Source organism: Paenibacillus sp. cl6col (assembly GCF_900102125.1).
Classification (GTDB): Bacteria; Bacillota; Bacilli; order Paenibacillales; family Paenibacillaceae; genus Paenibacillus_B; species Paenibacillus_B suaedae.
The window spans coordinates 61,694-86,271 of sequence record NZ_FNAZ01000009.1; the positions used below are offsets into that span (position 1 = coordinate 61,694).

Consider the following 24,578-nt stretch of genomic DNA (forward strand, 5'->3'; position numbering starts at 1 on the left):
GCCAAGAAGGAATCTACTGAATGATGGGTGTGGTAGCTTCGTTGGATAGTAGAGTCAATAAAGGAGGGATAGCGCAATTGATTACGCGACAGAACACAATGGACCTTTACAACCGGAGAGTGAAAGAACTGCTGCCCGGAGGCGTGCATTATAATTTCCATCTTCCGTGGGAGGAAACCCCAATTCACTTCGTCAAAGCCGAAGGCAGTCGGGTATGGGACATGAACGGCAACGAGTATCTTGATCTATATGCCAGATTCGGTGCGCTGATCGTTGGCCATGGGAATCGAGAATACAATGAGGGCCTGAAGGAGACAATTGATCGGGTTCTCTCGGTTAGCCACTGTGATATGGATGCAGAAGCGCTTGAGTTGATTGCGAAGTATATCCCTTCGGCTGAGATGATCCGTTTTGGCTTGTCAGGTACGGAAATCGTACAGAATGCATTACGGCTAGCTAGGGCATGGACAGGCAAAAACCGCTTCGTCCGATTTGAAGGCCACTATCATGGCAATGCAGACAACATTATGGGTGGGAGAGCGCCGCGCAGCGGGGAGCCAATCCCTTCCGATTTCAGAGGAGACCTCAAAGGAACAGAAGGCCGCGCAGCGAACTCGCTTGAGAGCCAATCCTACTTGCTGCCATGGAATGATGAAGCGGCACTAGAAGAACTGCTGCGGAAGAAAGGCCATGAAATTGCTGCTGTCATCACGGAGCCGGTATGCGTGAATGGGGGAAGCGTCATGCCCGCACAGGGTTATCTGAAGAAAATGCGGGCATTATGTGATGAATATGAGGTTGTACTTATTTTCGATGAGATAATAACCGGACTTCGTATGGGATTAGGCGGCGCTCAGGAGCAATTCGATGTACGTCCTGACCTGACAACACTTGGGAAGGCAATTGCGGGAGGCGGCGTACCTGTATCTGCACTAGTTGGCAAGAAGGAGATTATGCAGCTTCTGGTCGACAAAAAAGTAATTCATGCTGGAACTTTCAACGGGTACCCGCTTGGAACGGCGGCTGTCAAAACAACACTGGAAATATTGAGTCGCAATCAAGGGCTGGCAATGACGGAAATGAATGAAAAGATGTGTGAGATGCAGCAGATTATCCAGCAGGAAGCGGATGCTATAGGGCTTCCACTCGTCATTCAAGGTCCGCCAGCATGTTCAGCCTATCATTGCTGCTCTTCGGTACTAACAAGTCCTTCGGACTATGATTTTGAGATTATGTCGATGGACATTATTTTGAACCATAATCTTTCGAAGAATGGCATACTCGTTTCGACGATGTCGAGACTGTATCCGAACATATCCCTGACAGCAGAGGATGTGGAATGGTTCCGGACCAAGGTAGGCAAGGCTTTAGCGGAAACGAAGGAAACATACGAAGAAATCTACTAATCATTTGCTCTTCTTGTATTGGTCTAGCTCCGGCTAGCAGATTGTAAGCGCGGTATTAGTGAGCACATGAAGTGTCTGCATAGCATGATAGAGGAGGGATGGGATACTCTTAAAGGATATTTCATCTGATGTACTGTACCGGGCGAAGCATGTAATCAAACAAGAGAATCGAGCTGCCGGCATGATTCGCAACGAATATTTGTCCTTTGATCTCAACACAATCTATCAACGAATTATTGACGACTTGCCTGGATTCGTCTCGAATCGCTTATCCCATCTGTTCATGAATGAAGCGGCCTATCTCGTACAGGATGGAATAGCGACGGCGAAGCAAGTGAATCAAATTATGAAGCAAGGCTTCCATCATAAGATGGGGCCGCTGGAAACGGCTGATTTAATAGGCTTGGATACGGTTGTTCATTCGCTAGAGGTCCTGTATGACAGCTATCAAGATCCCAAGTATAGATGCTGCCCATTGTTGAAGAAGATGGTTGATGCAGGCCTGTGGGGACGCAAAAGTGGATGAGGGTTCTATGACTATTCCGATGGAGGATACGTATGAGCGAAAAAAAAGAGTATAAATGCGTCGTGTGGGATTTGGACAATACACTATGGGAGGGGGTACTGGTGGAGTCATCCAGCGTCCAACTTAAGGAGGGCATTCGGGAGATTATCCAGACACTTGATAGCCGCGGAATTCTTCAATCGATTGCCAGCAAGAACGACTATGACTTGGCCATGTCCAAGCTGAAAGAGTTCGGATTGGATGATTACTTCCTGTATCCTGAAATTCATTGGAACGCCAAATCTTATTCACTCGCAGAAATTCAGAAAAATATCAATATCGGTATGGACACGATCTTGTTTGTTGACGATCAGCCCTTCGAATTGGAAGAAGTACAGAACGTCCATGAGAGTGTTCACTGCATCAATGCGGATCAATATCTCACCCTGTTATCTCATCCATCACTGAATCCTCGATTCATAACGGTTGATTCTGCACGAAGACGCAAATTGTATCAGGCTGATTATCAGCGGAAGCTGGCAGAAAGTGAATATCAAGGGCCCTCAGAGGCGTTTCTTGCAACGCTCTCTATGAAGTTTACGATCTATCCTGCACAGGAAGAGGATTTGCAGCGAGCTGAGGAACTGACGGTTCGAACGAATCAATTGAATGCAACGGGAAGAACGTTCAGCTATGAAGAATTGGATGAGTTGCGGCAATCTCCGCACCATCGGCTGTTAGTCTGCCAATTAGAAGACAAGTATGGAGATTACGGTAAGATTGGGCTAGCCTTAATCCATACCCAAGAAACTCATTGGAAGCTGGAGATGCTGCTCATGTCCTGTCGAGTCGTATCGCGAGGCGTAGGGACGGTGCTGCTCAGTTACATTTTACAAGAGGCTCGCAAACAGAACACCCCGCTGCTGGCCGATTTTCGCGAAACAGGACGCAACAGGATGATGTATGTCAGTTATCGCTTTGCAGGATTTCGTGAGAAATCATCGGATGGGCAGGGCAACTATGTGTTGGAACATGATTTAGACAATATTCAAGACTTCCCACCTTATATTGAAGTCCAATTGCCAAATGTTGAAGGAGGATACTATGAACTATCAAAATGAAATCAGAAACTTCATTCATCAAAATTTGTCCATTAGCGAAGATAACATTGAATTCTCGGATGACGACAATTTCTTCAAATTGGGTTTCGTCAACTCGCTGTTCGCGATGAAGCTTGTGAATTTTGTCGAGCAGAGGTTCGGAATCGAAGTCGAAAATGAGGATATGGATTTGAAAAATTTCAGCACGGTCAATAACCTACTGGCTTTGATCCATAAGAAAGTGAATGTGTAAGTAAGATCCAGCACCAAACTAATACGATAGGGAGGTTGAAAAGATGAGCAATCATAACAAATATCTGTATTTGTATTTGGCCATCTCGTTTGGCGCTTGTTGGGGGATTGGGCTTGCCTATATGCTGTTTGGGGACATTCTGGTTCCGATTACAGGACCTCTGACGCTTATGCATCCGCTGACCATCATTGCGCTGTACTCGCCATCGTTCGCTGGATTGATTGCGTATTATGCAATGGGCGGTTCAAAGGCAGTGAAGGGCGTGTTCTCCAAACTGATTCCTAGAAAACAAGACTTGTTCTGGTTCCCTGTATTGTTAGTAGTCGTCATTTTGTTCGTAGCGACAATGCACTATGGCTCAAAGCTCTTCGGTATTCCTCTTCCGCAAATGACATACAGCATTTCTGACATGTTCCTAATTGGACTGTGGAATCTGATTGAGGAGACAGGGCTTATCGGTGGAATCTTTGGCTGGATTGGCTTTTTGCTTCCTTTTCTTCAGGGCAAATTCAAAAACAATGTTACCAGTTCTCTGCTCACTGGACTCATATTCGGACTTTGGGTGCTGCCAGGCTACGTGATCTCTTCCTATGAAACTAGCACCTCCTATTTTCTCTACGTTATTCAGCTTATGTTCTTCATATGGTTCCAAAGCTACGTGTTCAATGCAACAAGAGGCACTCTGCTGTTCTATCTCTTCACGTTCTGGCTGACTGCAACAGGAAGCCGGCTTCAGTTCTATTACTTCAATGCGCAAGTACAGATTTTGCAAGTCAGCTTCTTCTTAATCGCTGCAATCATTATGCACTTCATCTATAACAAGCAGAAAGAAAAGAACAACTATGAATTGCAAAAGTCTCCCCAATTCATTCAAGCATAACGGTCTATTCATCGTTTCCTAATAATCAAGGATGCTCATTCGTCTTCCAACATGAAGGTATTTACAGCATGTTGACTAATGGGCATCTTTTGCTTGGAGCATGTGCTATTCATGCTTGACTCATGCTCGACGGTAATCTTGTTGGCGAATACCAATTGGGCAAATATAATAGAGACAAGGATGACATAAAAGCGCGGGAAGAGCATCTGGCTAGCTGGTTATTGAAGATGGGCTTCTAAATGTCGTTCAATAGGTCGGTCAAAAGGTGATGAACATAACGAAAATCGCAGCATTTCACTTACCGGAACACATTTCGTCTGCGGAGTATGATGATTTCATGAGCAAGGTTGCACCGCAGCGAAGAGATCGAGTTAGCAAATTTAAGTTTGTTGAAGATGCATATCGCTCTCTGTTTGGAGAAGCTTTGGTCAGAGCAGTGTTGTGTAAGGATTACGGATATACGAATGCAGACATACATTTTGAACACAATGAGTACGGCAAGCCACGTGTCGCAGGAGACAGCGACTTTTCCTTCAACATTTCGCATTCAGGCTGCTGGGTGATGATGATATGGGGGCAAGGAGTGCTTGGCATTGATGTGGAGCAAATAAAGCCGATTGACTTGTCGATTGCGCGCCGTTTTTTCTCGATGGAAGAAACGGATGCTCTAATGCAAAAAGCCGACGGGGAGAAGTTAGACTACTTCTATACACTTTGGACATTGAAAGAAAGCTATATCAAAGCAGCCGGAAAGGGCTTATCTATTCCGCTGGATTCCTTCTCCATCGTTGACAATGGGGCAGGGACATTCGAATTGAAGCCGGATAAGGAATCGGTACGCTTCTATACGTTCGAGCTGGAACATGGTTATAAAGCGGCAGCCTGTACAGAAGGACATGAGCAGCATGAACGATCGCCCTCTATCTCATATGTAACGATGGATGATTTGCAGCAGTGGATTCGATGAGTAATTGGAAGAGAGGAAGGGTTGAAAAGCCGTCCCCAAGTTCGCAGGAGAACGTGGAGTGACGGCTTTTTGTTATGGTTTATCGTTTATAGATTTGGCGATAGCGAGCAGGTGTAAGTTGCTCAAATTTCTTAAATGACTTAATGAAGTAGCTCGGTTCACTGAAGCCAAGCTCATTGCTAATTTCCGAAATAGACAGATCGGTAGTCTCCAAGATTTGTTTGGCCCACTCGATTTTGAGATGCGGAATGAACACCGAGAAGTTTTCTCCTGTTTCTTTCGTAAAAATACGACTGAAGTAGCTGGGACTGACATGGCAGAGTGCAGCCATATCCGTCAGCTTTATGTTCTCGCTCTTGTGTGTATAAATATAATCGAATGCAGGCTGAAGCATCGAGTTGGAGGCAAGCATTTGCTGATTTTTCATCTTGCTAATTTGATTGTCGATCAGCGTGTTATCCAGTTCTGCCTTGAATGTTTGAATGCTGCGATAGCTATGGTCTGCTAAAAACTCGGAGGCAGTCTTCTCACTATGAAGCGCCTGCCGATACATTTCAATGGTTGTATTTTTGGAAATGGCTTCCTCTACAATATAATTACATAGATGATAGAGCATTTCAGAAATGGTGACAACCTCATCATAAGACAGTTCCGGCAAGGAGCTGTATTCCGGCTCGAGATTCTTGAACTTCCGATTCGCATCCGCATTAGCAGGTCGGGTAACAATTTGTTCGAGCTCCATCGGATTGTCACGCAGCTTGACTTGTCCGGCCATCACTGCTCCCATGTATTGATTATTCACGATAATCGGAATAGCAATATCGACAATATTGAAGTGGCACAAATAGATATACGGCTTATTCAGCCTAACAGCCTCCAGACCGCCGCGTGCATCGCACTTCTGGCAGTATTGCGACAACGATTCATCTTGCCGTATGGCCTGGCAGAAGCTTTGGCAATGACTATGCGCTGTTACTGGGATGCCCTTATAGTCAGTCGTAATCACGGCCATCTTCGTCACTAAGGATAGCGAGTCTTGCAGCTGCTGCCATTTTTCCATATCGATGATGCTCTCTAAGCTAAAACGGGAACTCACGATGACTCATTCTCCTTTTGTTTGCATGGCTAAATTATAGCATAATTTTCTGGTTGGATGACAAGATAATACCATTCGGCGTACAAATGATAAGAAAATCCGATAAGATAGCGCTTTATTTCGCAATAATAGTTCAATGATCTAGTTCATTGACGGTTCTATAATAAACATATAAATAGCACAGAGGAGGCATTTAATCATGAGAAAAGCGTTTATCAGCCCAGCCAAATATGTACAAGGTGAAGATGAACTGTATAACTTGGGTTATTTCATTCGAACATTCGGAGATTCTGCTCTTCTGATCGCTCATCCAGATGATGTGCAGCGTGTAAAGCATAAGCTTGAACATACAATGAATAAATACAAAGTTACGTTAGTTGAGAGCGGTTTCACTGGAGAATGCTCTCGTCAAGAAGTAAAACGATTACAACAGCTTGCTATTGAGCATAATTGCTCATGTACAATTGGACTTGGCGGTGGCAAAGCGATTGATACAGCCAAATGTGTGGCAGAAGGGGAAGCGCTCATTATCGTTCCAACTATTGCAGCAACTGATGCGCCAACTAGCCATTCCGCGGTCATGTACACGCCTGAAGGGGAATTTGACGATTATGCTTATTTCAAGCAAAGTCCTAGTGTGGTCATGATTGATACGACTGTCATTGCGAATGCGCCAACGCGCTTCCTCGTAGCAGGCATGGGAGATGCGCTCTCCACTTACTTCGAAGCACGTGCAACAGCAAGCTCTTATTCGAATGTAAATGCAGGACTGCCTTGTGGTGCAATGGGAGGAGTAGCACCTGCCAAAGGTACGAAAGCAGCACTCGCACTTGCGAAGTTGTGCTACGAAACATTGCTTGAAGACGGTGCGAAGGCGAAGATGGCTTGCGATGCGAACTTGGTAACGCCTGCACTAGAGAACATTGTGGAAACGAATATTCTGTTGTCTGGATTAGGGTTTGAGAGCGGCGGATTGGCGGCAGCTCATGCCATCCACAATGGATTAACTTCACTTGAAGGCACTCACTCTTATATGCATGGCGAGAAGGTAGCCTTTACAACATTGGTGCAGCTTGTCCTTGAGAATGCAAGCGCAGCAGAAATGAACGAGGTATTGGAATTCTGCGTAAGCATTGGTCTTCCGGTATGCTTGGCTGATCTCGGTGTAACAAGTGTTACGAACGAGGAATTACAGGCAGTAGCACAGAAGGCGTGCATCCCTGAAGAATCTATCCACTCCATGCCGTTCCCAGTCACAGAAGAGATGGTCGTATCGGCGATTCGAGTGGCTGATATGATGGGTCAACAATTCAAAGACCAGAAGGACGTGTAAGGAATGAAAAAAATATTGAATCAACCGGAAACATTGGTTCGGGAAATGTGTAACGGTATGGTGCTTGCACATCCGGAACTGGAGTTCATCAGCAAATACAAGATTGTCAAGAAAAAAATCGTGAATGAGAACAAGGTTACGTTGATCAGTGGCGGAGGAAGCGGTCATGAACCAGCTCACGCTGGATTTGTTGGACAAGGCATGCTCGATGTAGCTGTATGCGGTGATGTATTTGCATCCCCCTCACAAATTCAAATTTATCAAGCGTTAAAGGCCTCTGCAAGCAAGAAGGGAACGCTGCTCATAATTAAGAACTACAGTGGCGACATTATGAACTTCAAAAATGCGTCGCATCTGGCCAAAGAAGACGGAATTCAGGTCGATTATGTCAAAGTGGACGACGATATAGCTGTAGAGGACAGTCTATACACGGTTGGCCGCAGAGGTGTTGCAGGCACAGTGCTCGTTCATAAAATTGCAGGTGCGGCCGCTGAAGAGGGCTTGGAGCTTGCAGAAGTGAAGGCGATTGCTCAGCACGCGATCGACAACACAAGAAGTATTGGATTCGCGCTTACCTCATGCACAGTTCCAGCAAAAGGAACACCAACGTTCCAGTTGAATGACGATGAGATCGAGTACGGCGTAGGAATTCATGGGGAGCCTGGCATTCGTCGAGAGAAGATCGCTTCTGCTAACGAACTGGCGAAGAAAATGGTTGCGGATTTGTTCCGTGACATGAAGATTACAGCAGGCTCTAAGCAGGAGCTAGCCGTGTTGATTAACGGATTTGGCGGATCTCCGCTGCAAGAATTGTACTTGCTGGCGAACGCTGTAGTTCGGGAGATTCATGCACAACAAATTACTCTTGTCAAAGTATTCGTAGGCAACTACATGACAAGTATCGATATGGCTGGCGCGTCGGTGTCGATTATCCGCTTGGATGAACAGCTTAAGCATTATCTTGAAGCAAGCTGCAATACGCCAGCGCTGCAGGTGAGTGGTTCATTTGAACCAATCCATCCTGAGGAGATGTCCGAAGCAGGAACTGCGAGCAACGAGGTATCCTTCACAGTAGAGACGGACGAGGCCTTCTCGAAGGTCGAACATAATGTGTTCACGGTTAATAACCTGATCTATCTAACAGACAAGATGAGCGAAATCATCATTGAAAATGAGGTTCCATTCTGCGAGTTGGATTCACATGCAGGTGATGGCGACTTCGGTATGAGTGTGGCGAAGGGCTTCAAGCAATTGAAGAGAGAATGGCATGACATCATTGAACATCATTCAGACAACATGGGCAGCTTCCTCCATGCTTGCTCGTTAGTTATTATGGAGCATTGCGGCGGCGCTTCCGGCCCAATCTGGGGTTCAGCATTCCGTGCTGCCAGCAAGTTCGCGGGCGAACGCGTAGAATTGACCGTTTCTGAATTTGCACAAATGATGCAAGCAGTTGTTAAAGGCATTCAAGACACGGGCGAGCGCTCATTCGGAAGAGGAGCTGTAGTTGGGGATAAGACACTTGTCGATGCGTTGGCTCCATTTGCAGATGCGTGGGTACAGAGTGCGTCTGAGGGCGATGACGTGAAGACTGCTTCTGTGAAAGCGGCAGAGGCTGCTGTTCAAGGTGCAAAGTATACAGAGACAATAGTAGCTCGTATGGGAAGAGCGGGTACGGTTGGCGAACGGAGTCTTGGCTATCCTGATGCTGGTGCCTATGCGCTTGGCGTGATTTTCACAGCGTTGTCCCAAGTGATCAAGTAAGAAGCGAGCGGATTAGGATTAGATCAATTTCCGACCAAATGGAATACTAGAAAAGTAGAACCGGAGTGCAGTCTAGCATACTCCGGTTCTTTTCGTTTGGAAGATATTATAATTAATTACAATATATTTGAAATGATCTCCTGTATTATCCGTGTTAGGATCGGAAACGTACCACAAAACAAGCCGAAGCTCATCAGAGCGCGGGGGAACCGATTCATTGGGGTGAAGTCGTATAGCGACAGGGGAGTCCACTTTAACCCGAACCCGACAGCTAACCTCGCAGGCTGCAAAGGGAGAGATGTACAGGATGAAGAAGACATTTAAGAAAGTTGTAATTACAAGTGCGATTGCATTGGCACCGGTTATGGCGGTGAACTCTGCTATGGCAGCACCCGTTAGCCCAGTGCAACAGCCGAATCCAATGATGAACTCGAATTGTTCAAACCTGGGTATGAATATGGACTTTGATAAAGTATTCCAAGATAACTCGGAATTGAAGCAAATCTTGTCCAAATGGATGGAAGCCATTCAAAAAGAGATTGGGAATAAGCCAATCGTTCCGCCTCCCGTTCAAAAGCCAGAGGTGGACAAGCCGGAAGTAAATAAACCAGAAGTTGAAAAGCCAGAAGCAAACAAACCTGAGGTAGAGAAGCCAGAAATCGAGAAACCTGAAGTTGAAAAGCCTGAGGTTAACAAACCAGAAGTAAACAAGCCAGAAGCTGAAAAACCAGTAACACCTGGTGACAATAAACCAACTGCGCCGCAAGACAACAACAATGCGAACAGTGACTTCGCTAGCCAAGTTATCGATTTGGTGAACCAAGAACGTGCGAATGCTGGTTTGCAGCCATTGAAATCCGATGCACAATTGAACAAAGTTGCGATGATCAAGGCGAAAGACATGAACGATAACAACTACTTTGACCATCAATCTCCAACACTTGGCTCCCCATTTGATCTGATGAGAGCACAAGGTGTCAATTTCAATACTGCTGGCGAGAACATTGCCAAAGGCCAACGTAATCCGCAAGAAGTAATGAACGCATGGATGAACAGCGATGGACACCGTAAGAACATCCTGAACTCCAGCTTCACCTCCATCGGTGTTGCATACTACAATGGCGTGTGGGTACAATCATTTACAGGCTAACGAGTTAAGTATGTAGATATCACATCAAGAACCTGCAGGTAAGTGCAGGTTCTTTTTTTTGTATTTAATCAGGCGCTCTACAAGAGAATAACGAGGAAATTAACAGAAATGAAGTTGATCTTATATGTCTCTGTTGAAGACCGGATTCAGTTTCTTTTCAATGTTATACCAATTGTGCCATTCTGTTGTTGGATCGATGAATTCTCTCATTGCTGCACGCAACCATACAGATCGAGCAAAATTTTTAACATTTATGCGTCTACAGCGATAAATCACTTTGTCTTCATTGGGCAGCTCAGCCTGCATAAGCCACGCGCAATAGGACGTGAACGACAACTTATTAAGCTCAAGCATTGACACGACGGCTGTCGCCATGCGTTCATCTTCCTCTGTTCGCAAGATATGATTCGCATGAAGAAGCATGTGCTCAATGGCACTGAGAAGCTTCTTGCATTCCTCTGGGCCAATGTGTGGACTGCGTACACAAGCAGCCATGACATCTGCGATGTGAGCTGGAGAATGAGCCCATCCTTTAACTTCTACATAATCGCGATAATCGTTCTCCTGCATGCAATAATCAACAACTCGCTTCGCAATGTGTTCATATAAAGGCTTGCTTATATAAGGCTGTTGTTCATCACGCTTCAGAAGCAGTGCGAGTAAGAGGGCGGAGAATGTACGTTGGAAGACCGAATCGTTCTCAGCAGTCCCAATTCCTTTGAAAAGCATTTGGTCTGATAACGTCTGATGAAGAAGCTCTGTTAGTTGTCCAGCGGTCAGGATTTTTTGTGTAATAAGCCATTCATACAATATCCCATATGCAAGATCATCCCTCAATTCAGGATCTGTAGAGCCAAGTAGGCTGACTACTTGTTGTACGGCTTCATATTGTTCGATTTCTGTTGGTGGTTTATATTGATGCTCCACGATCGAGTGCAGCTGCTGCTTGTCCATGAAATGAATCCCCCCCATTAAAGGTTTGTTTAGGTATTTGTATTCGCTAATGAATAATCATAAAAAGAATGAGATGATCATTTTAACATGATAGGAAAGAAATGTATATGTAGACGAATGGTAGTAACGAACGAAATCATGGTTTCTAGCAATACGGTATAGTTAGCAAGTAAGGAGGGAATGAATAAGAAACCCCCTGAACATAATCGTTAAGGGGGCGGGCGATAAATTTATACCCAGCCGAAGGCTCTTGCGAGCTGAGCCGTGGCGAAGGTGACAGCTATAGCAATTCCGAGTGGGATAACGGCAGACAATACTGTCCATTTTGCACTCTTCGTTTCTTTATAAATGTTGAATAGTGTCGTTCCGCAAGGGTAGTGGAGCAAGGAGAACAGCATCATATTCAATGCAGTCAACCATGTCCATCCATGCTGCAGGAAGATTTCCTTGATGTTCTCCATTCCATCTGCATCAACCATTGCCCCAGAGGACAAGTAGCCCATTAGCAAGATAGGAAGGACAACCTCGTTCGCAGGCAAGCCGAGCAGGAATGCCATAACGATGAATCCATCTAAGCCAATAGCGTGAGCGAATGGGTCGAAGAATGAAGCCATATGATTCAATATGCTGTCGCCACCGACAAATACGTTGCCAAGAATCCAAGTCAGAACGCCGGCTGGTGCCGCAATAACGACAGCGCGAGTCAATACGTTAAGCGATTTATCACGCGATGACAATAAAATCGTCTTCCAGACTTGCGGTCTGCGGTACGGTGGAAGTTCAAGCGTATAATGTGTGGGCACACCGCGCAGTGCTGTTTTGGACATGACCCAAGATACGGTCAAGGTGACAACAATCCCAATCATAACCATACCCATCACGATAGCTGCCGTTACGATCGTCTGCATCCCGCTTGCTACACCTGCTGCCATGAACAGAGATGACAACAGAATCAGGGTTGGCCATCTGCCGTTACATGGTACGAAGTTATTCGTTAATATCGCAAGCATGCGTTCTCGTGGCGATTCGATAATCCGTGTAGACAAGATCGCTGCTGCATTGCATCCGAAGCCCATTGACATCGTCAAGGCTTGTTTTCCGTGTCCGCCGGACTTTTTGAATAGACGATCCATGTTGAATGCAACTCGAGGCAGATACCCGAAATTCTCAAGTAACGCGAAAATAGGGAAGAAAATAGCCATTGGCGGCAGCATGACACTGATTACCCATGATGTACCGCGATATAAGCCGAGTACAAGAATGCCATGCAGCCAAGCAGGAGCATTCATCGCTTCAAATGCAGTGTTTAAGTACCCTTCAATCACTTCGAAGAAGGAAAATATCATTTCCGACGGAACATTCGCTCCAGCAATCGTCAACCAAAATACAACACCCAAGATGGCGAGCATGATCGGAAAGCCCCAGATCGGAGAGGTTAGAATCTTGTCTAACCGGTATGTGCTTTTTAATTTCTTCTTGTCTTCATAGACAACGGCTGCACTGCATATATCACGCGTCGTACGATAAATATCCGTTACAATTCCGTCCCGAATTGCTTCTCCGCTTGCAAGAGTGCGTGCTCTGGACAATAAGGAGTCCAATGATTCTGAATTAGTGGCAAGCGGTGTGGCCATACGAAACAACTCCCTTCACGGTATCTGCGACCGGCGAGTTCCATCTGGATCTCATCGAATTGATCAAGCTCTCATCACCGTCAAGCAGACGAAGTGCAATCCATCTTGTTGGAAATGTTGTGCCAAGCTTCTCCAGAATGATCGGTTCTAGTGCTGCGATTTTCTCTTCTATATCCTCGCTATATTGCACGAGCAGCGGGGCAGGTACAATCTTGCCGGAAGCTACGCCCCTAATTTTCTCCATCATTTGATCAATCCCTGTACGGTGTCGTGCAGAGATCGCAACTGCGGGTACACCAAGCTTCTTCTCGATCGCATTAATGTCGATCTTGACACCGAGCCGCTTCGCCTCATCCATCAAGTTAATGCAGACAACAACGCGGTTGGTCATTTCCATCACTTGCAGTGCCAAGTTCAAATTCCGCTCCAGTGATGTCGCGTCCAGCACGACGAGTGTCACATCGGGTTTCTCAAAAATAATATAATCCCGAGCGGCTTCCTCGTCGGCGGAATTGGAATAGAGCGAATACGTACCTGGCAGGTCGACCATTTTATAGGAAGTACCTTCATGATTGAAGTGGCCTTCTGCTGTTAGGACGGTTTTTCCCGCCCAGTTTCCCGTATGCTGTCGCATTCCTGTAAGGGAATTGAACAAGGTACTTTTACCGGTATTTGGATTGCCGGCTAAGGCAACCGTATATTGTTCTGTCATTGATCATCACTCCCAACTATTTCGCCATACATGAGTGTGCTTTCTTCCTTGCGAAGCGCTATCGTTGTATTATTGACTCGAAATGCGATCGGATCGCCGAGCGGGCTGCGCTGCAGCACTTCGATCACATTGCCTGGAACAAAGCCGAGATCAAGTAATCTTCTCCGTAGTACTCCTTGAACTTCGATTCGATTCAACCGTACATGCTGGCCTGTGCCAGCACTGTATAGCGTTACGACATTTGAATGCATTTGATTCACTCTCCTGATTTCACCATGTCCTAAAAAGTTTGCCCAGTGCAAGATTTGTCCCAAAAAAAAGCGGGATTTTTCCGTTCATGCTACTTCATTAGTATAGGTCAACTATGTTTGTTGAGCAACAAAAACTTTCCCCGATGCAAAAATATTTATATTTATCATATGCGTGAAGGGTGGAAACGTTGCCATCTTCTCCGTGAAAATTATCATTCTAGTTGGATTGATCATTATCGCATTCTAAATATCGTGGATTCGCTTCTCGACAGTGATGATGGTAAACGGATTACGCTTATCCCACCAGCAATTCTAAACCCTGCTATGATTCATAGACATTGTACGCACGATGACACTGATGGGAAACACATTATGTCAATGCATCAATTATGCACGGAGTCAGAACAAGTGAAAATGGTCATTATACAGGAAATTCCATCTCTTTCGTCGAAGGATAACAGTGTGGGACAAGGCTTCTCTTAAATGTGCGAAATTAGCATGATCGATTTTCGAATCCTTGGTGCAGAAGGGAAGATTGAATCGTGAGTGATAGATTGAATAAGTCTAATACGATAATCCATCGAATTGGCATCCAATACCCGATTATTCAAGCAGGGATGGCAGGGGGAGCAACCACACCTGAACTTGTAGCGGCTGTATCGAGCGCTGGAGGGCTCGGGACGCTGGGAGCGGGATACATGCAGCCTGAACAGATGAGAAAAGCAATTCGGGCAATTAAGCAGCTTACGAGCAAGCCCTTTGCAGTAAATCTATTCATACCAGAACCAGCCGGGATTGATCAGCACATATCGGATGCAGTGATGGAAGATTTGCAGAATATCGATAGACAACTGAATGAGCAAGGTCAAGAAATCAGCGAGGATAGAAGTAAAGATAGAAGTAAAGATAGAAGCAAAGATGGAAGCAAAGATAGAAGCAAAGAGACATACTGCTTTGATGAGTCAGCTTATCGGCTAACTTTTCATAACCAGATTCAAGTCATTCTTGAAGAGAACGTTCCGATTCTCAGCTTTACATTCGGAATTCTCGATGAGATCTATATTCGTCAATTGAGTGAAGCTGGCATCATCTTAATAGGAACAGCAACACATGTTGCCGAGGCGATACAGCTTGAAGCTGCAGGTATCGATATGATCGTGGCTCAAGGCAGTGAGGCAGGCGGTCATCGCGGAACATTTGTGGGAGACCCCTATTCATCTCTAATCGGCACATTGGCGTTAGTTCCTCTTATTGTCGATCAGGTATCCGTTCCCGTCATTGCTGCCGGCGGTATAATGGATGGACGCGGGATAGCGGCGGTCATGGCCCTTGGAGCACAAGCAGCACAGTTAGGGAGTGCTTTCCTGCTGTGCAAGGAGAGTGGTGCACATCCCGCTTATCAAGCGGCCATTCGCGCATCTGACGAATGCAGTACGGTTATTACGAGGACAATCTCAGGCAAGCCTGCAAGAGGAATAAGGAATGATCTCATTCGCAGGCTGGAGACTTATCACGATTCCATACCTGCTTATCCAATTATGAATGAACTTACGAGAGGCGTTAGACAGTCGGCTGCTCGAACCAATAATCCTCAATATATGTCATTATGGGCAGGGCAAGCAGCACGAATGGGGGAAGTTCAAGGGGCACATGACAAGATGGAGCAGTCGATCAAGCAATGGAGAGATGTAGTGAAGATGTTGCAAAAGTAAAATTGAGAGCGACCGATGGTGATACAATGATGATTAAACAATGACGAACGATGATGAAACGATGTCAAATCAATGATTCATCAACGACTAGACAACGAATAAATCACGATAAATTGATGACGAAATGTTGATGAATCGTTAATGAAAATGATGGAAGAAAATAATCTGAAAAATTTGCGAAAATGAGCCAGATTAAGCAATGTAGGCGATAGTATAAGGAATTGGCAAATAGCTGCACAATGTTTCGTTAATGCAAGTTTTGCAAAAAATCATAATTTGCTTCATAATGTCTTAGGAGAGCTCGACGTTCAGCGTTGGGCTTCCAAGCATGAATCGCGGAGGAGCAAGACATATGAGTGCTTACATTGGGGAACGTTATCAATTATGCAAGGTAATTTTGCATTTGGCAGATGGAGTTTTATATGAAGCCATAGATTTGTCACTTAAGAGAGATGTATTTATATATTTGGTAGAGAATAAGGGACTGGATAAGGCTGAGCAATGCAAGAAAGCGTTTGGTCAAATCTCGCATTTTTCAAATAATCGATTCTTCCATATGCTGAATGCAGGGACGTCCGGCAGTGATTTCTTCGTGGTGTTCACCTCCTATAGCGGAATGCCGCTGGCGAAGTACATACAGCATCACGCGCTGAGTGCCAACAAGACGCTGTCCTTGTTATATGAAGTTGGTAAGGCGATTCAAGATGCGCTGGAATCGAATATTACGAACTTCTCCGTATCTGTCGACAACTTGTGGATTACGGAGGATCATCATGTTCTTGTGATGAACTATTGGTCAGAGGCACCGACTGAGCGCTGCGGTACATTGGGACTGTGCTACTTGCTGTATCAGCTGAGCACACTGCATTTGAATGTGCCTCAATACTATGAAATGTATGAGTCGCGCTTGGCCGGTGCATTGAAGGAATTGTCTCCAGGTCAGAAGGAAGCGCTGTTGTCTCTCGTACAGAGTGTCTATTTAGGAGAAATCTCGCAGTTTTCCTTCATGCTGACGCTCCGCGAGATTATGGATTCGCCGAACATCCCTGTGAAGACAATTGGGGGCATTTATACGCCGCCCGTTCCGAAAGTGGATCCAGAGCTGCTCATCACTGCTGAGGAAGAGGCGGAGGAAGAAGAAGCCGCACCTTATGAAGCGGATAACGCGGAGAATGTGGGCCGCAAGAAAATGATACTCATTCTTGCATGTGCTGCCGTATTTATTTGCGTATTGGGCGGAGCAGTCATGTTGGCAAACTCCTTGTCGAAGGCAAATGATGCAGCGATATCTACTGATGCTCCAGCGTCTAACGATCAGGTTGCAACAGAGAATCCAGCAACAGAGCCGGGAACGGATTCAGATGCAAGCCAACAGGACTCTGGCTCTTCTACAAACGTAACAGAGCCGCCAGCGACGGATAACAATAATAATTCATCCAATGACAATTCCTCTCAAGAACGCGAGACGGAGAAGAAATCGGATGATGCGGATCGGAAGTCGACAGAGCGTGACCGTGACCGTAATAGGGATTCCAACTCGAACAATACGAGTGTAACTCCGCCTACGACGCCAGAGAAGAAACCTGACGATCATACAACAGATTCTGGTACGACGAATAACGGTGCTCATGATGGTCAGACAGGGACAACGCCAGACACGACATCGCCACCAGACGGTCAGCAGCCTGATGGCCAGCAGCCGGATCCGAACACGAATACAACGACGGAACCGCCGAAGTCTGGTGAGATTGCTGTTCCTAACTTGGTGGGCTTGTCGAAGGAAGAAGCGGAGAAGCAGATTCTTGCAAGCGGCTTGAAATATGAGTATGTTCTCGAGAACTCGGATGAACAGGAAGCAGGGAAAGTATTTAAGCAAGAAGTTCCTGCTGGTGGAGCTGCGAAGAAGGGTGACAAGATTAAATTCTATGTTAGCCGAGCGAAGAAATAATAAAAGCAATCTAAAGTTATAATACTGAAGGACTGAAGGTAAGTTACATTTCGTCCAATAATGAAATGCCCCGAGTGGCCGTAACCGAATTGTCGGTAGGCGCTCGGGGCATTTTGCATGTTGCTGCTTATTACAAATTAATTACAAGCACAGTTCAATACAGGCTTCCGTGCGGCTTGGGTTTCATCCAATCGCTTCACATCCGTATAATGCGGTGCATTCAGCAGCAGTTCAGGCTGTTCCTTCGCTTCCTGTGCGATCTGGATCATCACATCGATGAAGCGATCCAGCGTCTGCTTGCTCTCTGTTTCCGTAGGCTCGATCATCATACACTCCTCGACATTGAGCGGGAAGTAGATGGTTGGCGGATGGAAGCCGAAGTCAAGAAGTCGCTTGGCAACATCCAGCGTCCGCACACCGTACTGCTTCAACCCTTTTCCTGACATCACAAACTCATGCTTGCACACGCCTGGATATGGAATATCGTAATAAGGCGCCAGACGGTGCATCATGTAGTTGGCATTCAGTACCGCGCATTCAGATACACGGCGCAGCCCTTCTGGACCGTAAGTGCGAATATATACATAGGCGCGCAAGAGGATACCGAAGTTACCGTTATAGGCCTTGACTCGTCCAATGGACAGCGGAGAGCCTTGATCGAATTCATATGAACCATCCTCATGCTTCATCACCGTAGGGGAAGGGAGGAATGGAATCAGCTTGCTCTTCACGCCAACAGGGCCAGCACCAGGGCCGCCGCCGCCATGAGGCGTGCTCATCGTCTTATGCAAATTCAAATGGACAACATCAAAGCCCATATCCCCAGGACGCGTAATACCCATAATGGCATTGGAGTTAGCGCCATCATAATAGAGCAATCCGCCAGCTTCATGAACAATGCTCGCGATCTCGACAATATGCTCTTCGAACAATCCGAGCGTGCTCGGGTTCGTGAGCATCAATGCTGCCGTATCAGATCCAACAGCGGCTCTGAGTGCTTCCAGATCAACGAATCCTTGTTCGTTAGACGGTATTGTAATCGTATCTAAGCCAGCTACAGTTGCACTAGCGGGGTTCGTACCATGAGAGGAATCAGGAACGATTACTTTTGTCCGCTGCTCGCCGCGGCTCTCATGGTAAGCCCGGATCATCATCAACCCCGTCCATTCTCCATGCGCGCCTGCCGCAGGCTGAAGCGTGACCTTATCCATACCAGTCAAGGCAGCGAGATCCTCTTGCAGCGTGTACAGCAGCTCTAGAGCCCCTTGCACCGTGCTTGTAGGCTGATAAGGATGGATTGCTGCGAGACCTGTCAGCCTTGCTGCATCCTCGTTAATTTTCGGATTATATTTCATCGTACAAGAGCCGAGTGGGTAGAAGCCATTGTCTACGCCGAAGTTGCGGCGTGATAAGGCGGTATAATGTCGAATCACATCAACCTCATACACTTCAGGCAGCTCGGCCTCTTGACTGCGCAGCATCGAAGTTGGGATAAGCTCTTGAATCTCGATTTCTGGAACATCACATTCAGGTAAGGAATAGGCAATACGCCCAGGATGACTCAATTCAAATATTAGTGCTTGTTCCGGTTTCATACGCAGCTCACCTCCAGCAAGTCAATAAATTGTTCGATGTCTGATTTGGATTTTTTCTCTGTGACCGCAATGAGCATATGTCCTTCCAGTTCAGGATAGAAACGGCCAAGATCCAAGCCGCCAATGTATCCGTTGTCCAGGAGCAGAGACTGCAATCGATCCATGTCAGTATCTTGCGGGAGACGAAGTACGAATTCATTGAAATAAGGCGCTTGGAACGCTAATCCAAGATTGGGCTTGTTATTGATATAAGCAGCTGCATAATGAGACTTCTGTATATTGAGCTTCGATACCTCTTGCATTCCCATCTTGCCCATGACGGACATATAGACGGAAGCAGCAAGAGCAAGAAGTGCTTGGTTTGAACAGATGTTGGATGTCGCCTTCTCGCGACGAATATGCTGTTCTCTCGCTTGGAGTGTAAGAACAAATCCACGCTTGCCATCCAGATCCTTGGTCAAGCCGACAATTCTGCCAGGGATGCGGCGCATATAGGGCTCTGCAACGGCAAAGAAACCGCATGTAGGACCGCCGTAAGATGCTGCAATGCCAAGCGGCTGGGCATCTCCAACACATACGTCGACACCTAGTTTGCCAGGACTCTCCAACATAGCAAGACTCAGTGGATTCGTACTCATGATGAGCAGGCCTTTATTTGCATGTGCAATCGGTTCAATGGCGCGCACATCTTCAATGCATCCGAAGAAGTTCGGGGACTGAATCAGTACGGCAGCAGTCTCGTCCGTGACAGCACGCTCCAGCTGAGCAAGGTCAGTCACGCCGTCTTGATATCCAATCTCGACCACTTCAACATTAAGTCCTCGAGCCATTGTGCGAACAATCTGTCTCGCTTCTGGATGGACAGTGCTCGAGATGACAAGCTGTTTGCGCTTCGTTGCGCCAACCGCCAGTGCCCCAGCTTCTGCAAGTGCAGTAGCGCCATCATACATGCTGGCATTGGCAACAGCCATACCAGTCAACTCGCATATATAGGATTGAAATTCAAAGATTGCTTGCAATTCACCCTGACTGATTTCAGGCTGATAGGGTGTATAGGCTGTATAGAACTCTGATCTAGAAACTAGATGCTGAATGACTACAGGGATATGATGATCGTATATGCCAGCACCAAGGAAGCTGGTATGGCTCTCACTGTTAGCATTGCGGGAGGCCAATTCCTTCATATGCTTCATCATGGCTGCTTCATCTAATGGTTCAGACATTGGCAGTACTCCATTGTAACGAATGGAGGCTGGGATATCGCGGAATAGCTCGTCAATGGAAGAGATGCCGATCTGCTGCAGCATGTCAGCCTGATCTTGTTCCGTTACTGGAATGTAACGATGCTTCATGATGGATTCGCTCCTTTGGCAGGGGTCGGGATTCGTTTATAAAATGGAGTCGAGACGACGCGGGCTTTCAACTGCTTGCCGCGAATTTCGACAAGAATTTCTGTATCCAATTCAGAGAATGCGGATTCAATCAAGGCCAGCCCTAGATTGCGTTTTAATGTCGGCGACTGTGTTCCTGTTGTAACTTCTCCGATCACGCGCCCATCTGCAAGCACTGGATAATGGGAGCGAGGAATGCCTTTGTCGATCATCTCGATGCCGACCAGCTTTCGTGCCGGTCCATCGGTCTTCTGCTTCGTTAATGCTACACGGCCGATGAAGTCGCCCTTATCCAGCTTGACGAATCGTGCTAGCCCTGCCTCAAGCGGCGAGATATCGGCTGTAATTTCTTGTCCATAGAGGGGCAGACGTGCCTCGAAGCGCAAGGTGTCTCTAGCACCAAGCCCTGCTGGGAGCAAGCCGAACGGTTCGCCCGCGCGAATCAGCTCATTCCATACGTGTGCTGCATCCTCTGCGGACAAGTAGAGTTCGAAGCCATCTTCACCGGTATAGCCTGAGCGAGACAGCAATGTTGATACGCCGCAGACTTGTGCATCCGATAGGAAATGGAATGGAGCGAGCGAATCAATAGGTGCCTCAGTTACCGCAGCAAGAATAGCTTGGGCATTCGGCCCTTGAAGGGCAAGCAATGCTGTGCGATTCGATACATTGGTCAAGGTAACGCCATGAATCAGGTGCTTCTGCAGCCATGCGTAGTCTTTATCGATGTTGGAGGCATTAACGACGAGCATGTAACGGTCGCTCTTCATCTGATAAATGAGAATATCATCGACAACTCCTCCGTCAGGGTAGCACATCAGCGTATATTGTGCTTTGCCATCCTCGAGCCGCGATACATCATTTGTTGTCATCTGTTGAAGAAATGTCAGGGAGGCAGGGCCGCTTACGATAAATTCACCCATATGGGAGACATCGAATAGACCTGCATGTGTACGAACTGCTTCATGCTCTCGCTGAATGCCGATAAATTGAACAGGGAGCTCCCAGCCGCCGAAGTCAATGCAGCGTGCACCCGGATAAGCAGAGTATTGATCAAATATTGGCGTTCTCTTCAATTGACTCATGAATTCACCTCGATACGCGTATTTGGACTAATCATCGGTATACGTACATAAAAAGGACAGCCGAAAGAAAAGTGGATGCATCGCATCCTCTCATTCTCTCGCTCTGTCCTTTGTACCTGAGAGTGTCGCCGATTGTCGCAAACAAATTGTTTGTTTCCGTGTCTACCATCGACTTTCCCCTTGGGTGACTGTATTCGTTTTCATGAATAGCAGTGCTCTCCAGAGGTGCGTCCGGTAAAAGTCCTTTTGCCTGAGAGATTCACCCATTCAGGCTTACTCCTTCGGCGCCGCTATGTCTCAGCAGTCTCTCCCTTTACCATCATTCGCCATTTTCAGCTGTCATCTCTACATTAGTTGAGCTTTCCACACTTTGTCAATTGATATTTTCTTCACAACTGATTTCATAGCTTGTCATATTGACAATCATGCATATCTTGCAATAATCTAATGGTGTTATAATTACCCAGTTTAATCGTAATTCGCGAACGAGGAAGGTCGGGAGAGTTTGACAATTGCGATTGTCAACACCGAAGGAGCAAGTTGCCAGCCGCCGATTGGCAATGAATCTCTCAGGTTCCATAACCGCCATTCTGACGCAGCTCTGGAGAGTGCATTTTCTATGCCGCCAAAGGGGTAAGTTCAACCGCAGTTGTGGCTGTGGAGGAACGGGAACTCTCAGGTACCGAGGACAGAGAACAAGGCGACAAGGCCGCTTCCTGTCCATTTTTACGATCTCGATTGGATAGACGGCCTGATGAATGACATTATGAATGAAATGGGGCGTTGACATGAGCGAAGTGAAGAATGGATTGTTGTATAGTGAAGAGCATGAATGGGTAGTTGCCATAGAAGGCAATACGGTACGGGTTGGCATTACAGATCATGCACAATCCCAGCTGGGAGACATCGTATTCATCGAATTTCCGCCAGTAGGTACCAGCTTGTCCGCAGGGGACAGCATGGGATCAATTGAATCGGTGAAGACTGTATCTGAGTTGTACTGTCCGGTATCCGGAACAATTACGAAGGTCAATGATGGATTGGAAGCGTCGCCAGAGCTTGTGAACAGCAGCCCCTACGAAGATGGATGGATTGCAGAAGTTGAAGTAGAAGGCAGCGTTGAGGAAGCTGTGAAGCACTTGCTGAATGCAGAGCAGTACACGAAGCTGATAGATGAATAGTTGAAGGAACAATAGGTTGAGAATCTAAGAACCTGCTGTACCGGTATCATGCTGGTGCAGCAGGTTTTTTCATTTGTTATCTGACAAATTTCGATAGGATTCACCGCCGAAAAGGAGTACAATATAAGCATCGACAACTAGATGTTGCAATGTTAATAAGAATGCTAGGTGAATGGAATGACAATCGCTTTTTTTGATTCTGGAATCGGTGGAATAACCGTGTTGGCTGAGGCTATGAAGCAGATGCCGCATGAACAATATTTATTTTATGCAGATACGCTGCATGTTCCTTATGGGACGAAATCTCAATCCGAGGTAATGCGCCATGTACATTCAGCTGTGGAAGACATCATGCAGCACAATGTGAAGGCGCTTGTTATTGCGTGCAATACAGCGACAAGCATCGCAGCGTCAGAACTAAGACGGAAGTACGACATTCCGATCATCGGGATGGAACCAGCAGTCAAGCCTGCCGTGGAAATGAACCGCGACAATGGCAAACGTGTGCTTGTATTCGCGACAGCTTTAACCTTAAGTCAGAACAAATACCATACATTAGTCAGTCGAATTGACGAAGAACATATTGTGGATTCGATTCCCTTGCCGGAATTGGTAGAGTATTGCGAGCAGTTAAACTTTGATAAGGGAGTGATAGGAGACTACTTCGTGCATAAGCTTGCTGGATTGGATTTGAATCAGTATGGAACGATTGTGTTAGGATGTACGCATTATCCCTATTACAAGCACATATTGAGAGACATTATCCCTGCTCATATCCAGCTTATAGACGGCAGCCATGGCACCGTGCAGCGTCTAGCACAAGTAATGCAGGAAAACCAGCTTAAGCAGTCATCGGATACGTCAGTCCGCCCTTCAATTCAATTTATGTGTTCAAGTCATGAGCAGCAATACATAGACAAGTTACAGACTGCACTCTATACCTATCAGACCTTCGGGGGAATGGATACGAATGAACAATCAATTGTTCGAGCTGGCGGGGAGCAGTGCTAAGCTGATCCCGATGCTTCCTGAACATAAGGAAGATTTATATGAAGCAGCATCTCATCCTGATATTTGGCACTACTTGCCGCGCACCATCCGCAGTCTTACGGATGCAGAACGAGTGATTCATGATGCTGTTCTGAACCGCGAGAAGGGGACTGAGTATCCATTCGTTGTCATTGATCAGCTTACAGAGCGAATTATTGGCGCGACGAGAATAATGAATATGTCTGCCTTGCATCGATATGCCGAGATTGGCGGCACATGGTATCATCCTTCTGTATGGCGTACTCGCATCAATACAGAGTGCAAGTATTTGCTGCTGCAATATTGCTTTGAACAGCTGCATACGATTCGTGTTCAGCTGACGGCAGATGTGCGCAATGAGCGCTCGAATCGCGCCATTCAACGGCTAGGAGCCGTATACGAAGGGAAATTGCGCCGACATCGGGTGATGGAGGACGGGTATATTCGCGACTCGAATGTGTACAGCATAGTTGATGAGGAATGGCCACAGGTGAAGGAGAGGCTCGAGCAATATTTGCACCAGGTGTATGTGTAGTTATACCGCTATTCAATCGTTCAATTCACAGTTATGTATCAATAATACAAAGAGAGGATGTGCCCACCAAGTAGATGGGGCTAACATCCTCTCTTTC

Annotated in this window: 21 protein-coding genes, 1 pseudogene and 3 riboswitches; of the genes and pseudogenes, 14 read left to right on the forward strand and 8 right to left on the reverse strand. The window is 46.4% G+C overall.

All coding sequences use genetic code 11. From position 1 onward, the window contains the following. The first annotated feature begins 77 nt into the window (after positions 1 to 77). From BLS15_RS21520 to BLS15_RS21545, 6 genes and pseudogenes are all read left to right on the forward strand, one after another. A complete protein-coding gene (locus tag BLS15_RS21520) occupies positions 78 to 1,406 on the forward strand; it encodes an aspartate aminotransferase family protein (protein WP_254777386.1) in 1,329 nt (442 codons plus the stop codon). A gap of 232 nt (positions 1,407 to 1,638) precedes the next feature. Next, positions 1,639 to 1,932, forward strand: a pseudogene (locus tag BLS15_RS21525) (3-hydroxyacyl-CoA dehydrogenase family protein); the annotation flags it as partial. A 32-nt stretch (positions 1,933 to 1,964) separates the two neighbouring features. Next, positions 1,965 to 3,032: an HAD-IIIC family phosphatase gene (locus BLS15_RS21530; RefSeq protein WP_090513707.1), complete on the forward strand. Its 1,068-nt coding sequence runs from the start codon at positions 1,965 to 1,967 to the stop codon at positions 3,030 to 3,032. Beyond that, positions 3,016 to 3,264, forward strand: coding sequence for an acyl carrier protein (locus tag BLS15_RS21535; RefSeq protein WP_021255057.1), 249 nt, complete (start codon positions 3,016 to 3,018; stop codon positions 3,262 to 3,264). The genes BLS15_RS21530 and BLS15_RS21535 overlap by 17 nt, the downstream gene beginning before the upstream one ends. A 43-nt stretch (positions 3,265 to 3,307) precedes the next feature. Next, positions 3,308 to 4,144 (forward strand): hypothetical protein, encoded by an 837-nt coding sequence (locus tag BLS15_RS29120; protein WP_021255056.1) that lies wholly within the window; start codon positions 3,308 to 3,310, stop codon positions 4,142 to 4,144. A gap of 268 nt (positions 4,145 to 4,412) precedes the next feature. Next, on the forward strand, positions 4,413 to 5,111 hold the full coding sequence (locus BLS15_RS21545) for a 4'-phosphopantetheinyl transferase family protein (protein ID WP_021255055.1): 699 nt from the start codon (positions 4,413 to 4,415) through the stop codon (positions 5,109 to 5,111). Between the two features lie 79 nt (positions 5,112 to 5,190). Here the strand turns inward: BLS15_RS21545 and BLS15_RS21550 are convergent, their stop codons facing one another. Further along, positions 5,191 to 6,207 (reverse strand): PocR ligand-binding domain-containing protein, encoded by a 1,017-nt coding sequence (locus BLS15_RS21550; protein WP_021255054.1) that lies wholly within the window; start codon positions 6,205 to 6,207, stop codon positions 5,191 to 5,193. Between the two features lie 199 nt (positions 6,208 to 6,406). Here BLS15_RS21550 and BLS15_RS21555 point away from each other — a divergent pair, with 199 nt between their 5' ends. The 3 genes from BLS15_RS21555 (at position 6,407) to BLS15_RS21565 (ending at position 10,454) form a co-directional block, all read left to right on the forward strand. After that, the gene (locus BLS15_RS21555; protein ID WP_021255053.1) at positions 6,407 to 7,540 is read left to right on the forward strand and encodes a glycerol dehydrogenase; all 1,134 of its coding nucleotides are present in this window, start codon (positions 6,407 to 6,409) and stop codon (positions 7,538 to 7,540) included. 3 nt (positions 7,541 to 7,543) lie between these two features. Beyond that, a complete protein-coding gene (gene dhaK / locus BLS15_RS21560; protein WP_021255052.1) occupies positions 7,544 to 9,304 on the forward strand; it encodes a dihydroxyacetone kinase subunit DhaK in 1,761 nt (586 codons plus the stop codon). A gap of 171 nt (positions 9,305 to 9,475) precedes the next feature. Next, a riboswitch (cyclic di-AMP (ydaO/yuaA leader) is annotated at positions 9,476 to 9,605 on the forward strand. A 6-nt stretch (positions 9,606 to 9,611) separates the two neighbouring features. Then, positions 9,612 to 10,454, forward strand: a complete 843-nt coding sequence (locus BLS15_RS21565) for a CAP domain-containing protein (RefSeq protein WP_021255051.1) — start codon at positions 9,612 to 9,614, stop codon at positions 10,452 to 10,454. 120 nt (positions 10,455 to 10,574) lie between these two features. Here BLS15_RS21565 and BLS15_RS21570 read toward each other — a convergent pair whose 3' ends face one another. The 4 genes from BLS15_RS21570 to BLS15_RS21585 all read right to left on the reverse strand — a co-directional run bounded on the left by BLS15_RS21570 (position 10,575) and on the right by BLS15_RS21585 (position 14,005). Beyond that, positions 10,575 to 11,408, reverse strand: a complete 834-nt coding sequence (locus tag BLS15_RS21570; RefSeq protein ID WP_028531515.1) for a DUF2785 domain-containing protein — start codon at positions 11,406 to 11,408, stop codon at positions 10,575 to 10,577. 230 nt (positions 11,409 to 11,638) lie between these two features. Next, positions 11,639 to 13,042, reverse strand: coding sequence for a nucleoside recognition domain-containing protein (locus BLS15_RS21575; protein ID WP_021255049.1), 1,404 nt, complete (start codon positions 13,040 to 13,042; stop codon positions 11,639 to 11,641). Then, positions 13,020 to 13,754, reverse strand: a complete 735-nt coding sequence (locus BLS15_RS21580; RefSeq protein WP_028531514.1) for a FeoB small GTPase domain-containing protein — start codon at positions 13,752 to 13,754, stop codon at positions 13,020 to 13,022. The genes BLS15_RS21575 and BLS15_RS21580 overlap by 23 nt, the downstream gene beginning before the upstream one ends. After that, complete coding sequence (locus BLS15_RS21585; RefSeq protein ID WP_021255047.1) at positions 13,751 to 14,005, reverse strand: FeoA family protein; 255 nt, start codon at positions 14,003 to 14,005, stop codon at positions 13,751 to 13,753. Before BLS15_RS21585 ends, BLS15_RS21580 begins: the two co-directional genes overlap by 4 nt. Positions 14,006 to 14,547: 542 nt before the next feature. On the opposite strand from BLS15_RS21585, the gene BLS15_RS21590 reads away from it, so the two are divergent. Both BLS15_RS21590 and BLS15_RS21595 read left to right on the forward strand, forming a co-directional pair. Further along, positions 14,548 to 15,717, forward strand: a complete 1,170-nt coding sequence (locus tag BLS15_RS21590) for an NAD(P)H-dependent flavin oxidoreductase (protein WP_302848154.1) — start codon at positions 14,548 to 14,550, stop codon at positions 15,715 to 15,717. 352 nt (positions 15,718 to 16,069) lie between these two features. After that, entirely contained in the window at positions 16,070 to 17,665 is a 1,596-nt protein-coding gene (locus BLS15_RS21595) for a PASTA domain-containing protein (RefSeq protein WP_090513711.1), read from the forward strand. 137 nt (positions 17,666 to 17,802) lie between these two features. Here BLS15_RS21595 and gcvPB read toward each other — a convergent pair whose 3' ends face one another. The 3 genes from gcvPB to gcvT are packed head-to-tail and all read right to left on the reverse strand — an operon-like array spanning position 17,803 to position 21,736. Beyond that, on the reverse strand, positions 17,803 to 19,260 hold the full coding sequence (gene gcvPB, locus BLS15_RS21600; protein WP_021255044.1) for an aminomethyl-transferring glycine dehydrogenase subunit GcvPB: 1,458 nt from the start codon (positions 19,258 to 19,260) through the stop codon (positions 17,803 to 17,805). Beyond that, positions 19,257 to 20,612 (reverse strand): aminomethyl-transferring glycine dehydrogenase subunit GcvPA, encoded by a 1,356-nt coding sequence (gene gcvPA / locus BLS15_RS21605; RefSeq protein WP_021255043.1) that lies wholly within the window; start codon positions 20,610 to 20,612, stop codon positions 19,257 to 19,259. Before gcvPA ends, gcvPB begins: the two co-directional genes overlap by 4 nt. After that, complete coding sequence (gene gcvT, locus BLS15_RS21610; protein ID WP_021255042.1) at positions 20,609 to 21,736, reverse strand: glycine cleavage system aminomethyltransferase GcvT; 1,128 nt, start codon at positions 21,734 to 21,736, stop codon at positions 20,609 to 20,611. The genes gcvPA and gcvT overlap by 4 nt, the downstream gene beginning before the upstream one ends. A 228-nt stretch (positions 21,737 to 21,964) precedes the next feature. After that, positions 21,965 to 22,059, reverse strand: a riboswitch (glycine riboswitch). 163 nt (positions 22,060 to 22,222) lie between these two features. Further along, positions 22,223 to 22,331: riboswitch (glycine riboswitch) on the forward strand. A 193-nt stretch (positions 22,332 to 22,524) separates the two neighbouring features. On the opposite strand from gcvT, the gene gcvH reads away from it, so the two are divergent. From gcvH to BLS15_RS21625, 3 genes are all read left to right on the forward strand, one after another. Next, the gene (gene gcvH, locus BLS15_RS21615) at positions 22,525 to 22,917 is read left to right on the forward strand and encodes a glycine cleavage system protein GcvH (protein WP_021255041.1); all 393 of its coding nucleotides are present in this window, start codon (positions 22,525 to 22,527) and stop codon (positions 22,915 to 22,917) included. 177 nt (positions 22,918 to 23,094) lie between these two features. Continuing rightward, positions 23,095 to 23,928, forward strand: coding sequence for a glutamate racemase (gene murI / locus BLS15_RS21620; protein WP_021255040.1), 834 nt, complete (start codon positions 23,095 to 23,097; stop codon positions 23,926 to 23,928). After that, positions 23,888 to 24,481 (forward strand): GNAT family N-acetyltransferase, encoded by a 594-nt coding sequence (locus BLS15_RS21625; protein WP_021255039.1) that lies wholly within the window; start codon positions 23,888 to 23,890, stop codon positions 24,479 to 24,481. The genes murI and BLS15_RS21625 overlap by 41 nt, the downstream gene beginning before the upstream one ends. Positions 24,482 to 24,578: the final 97 nt, after the last annotated feature.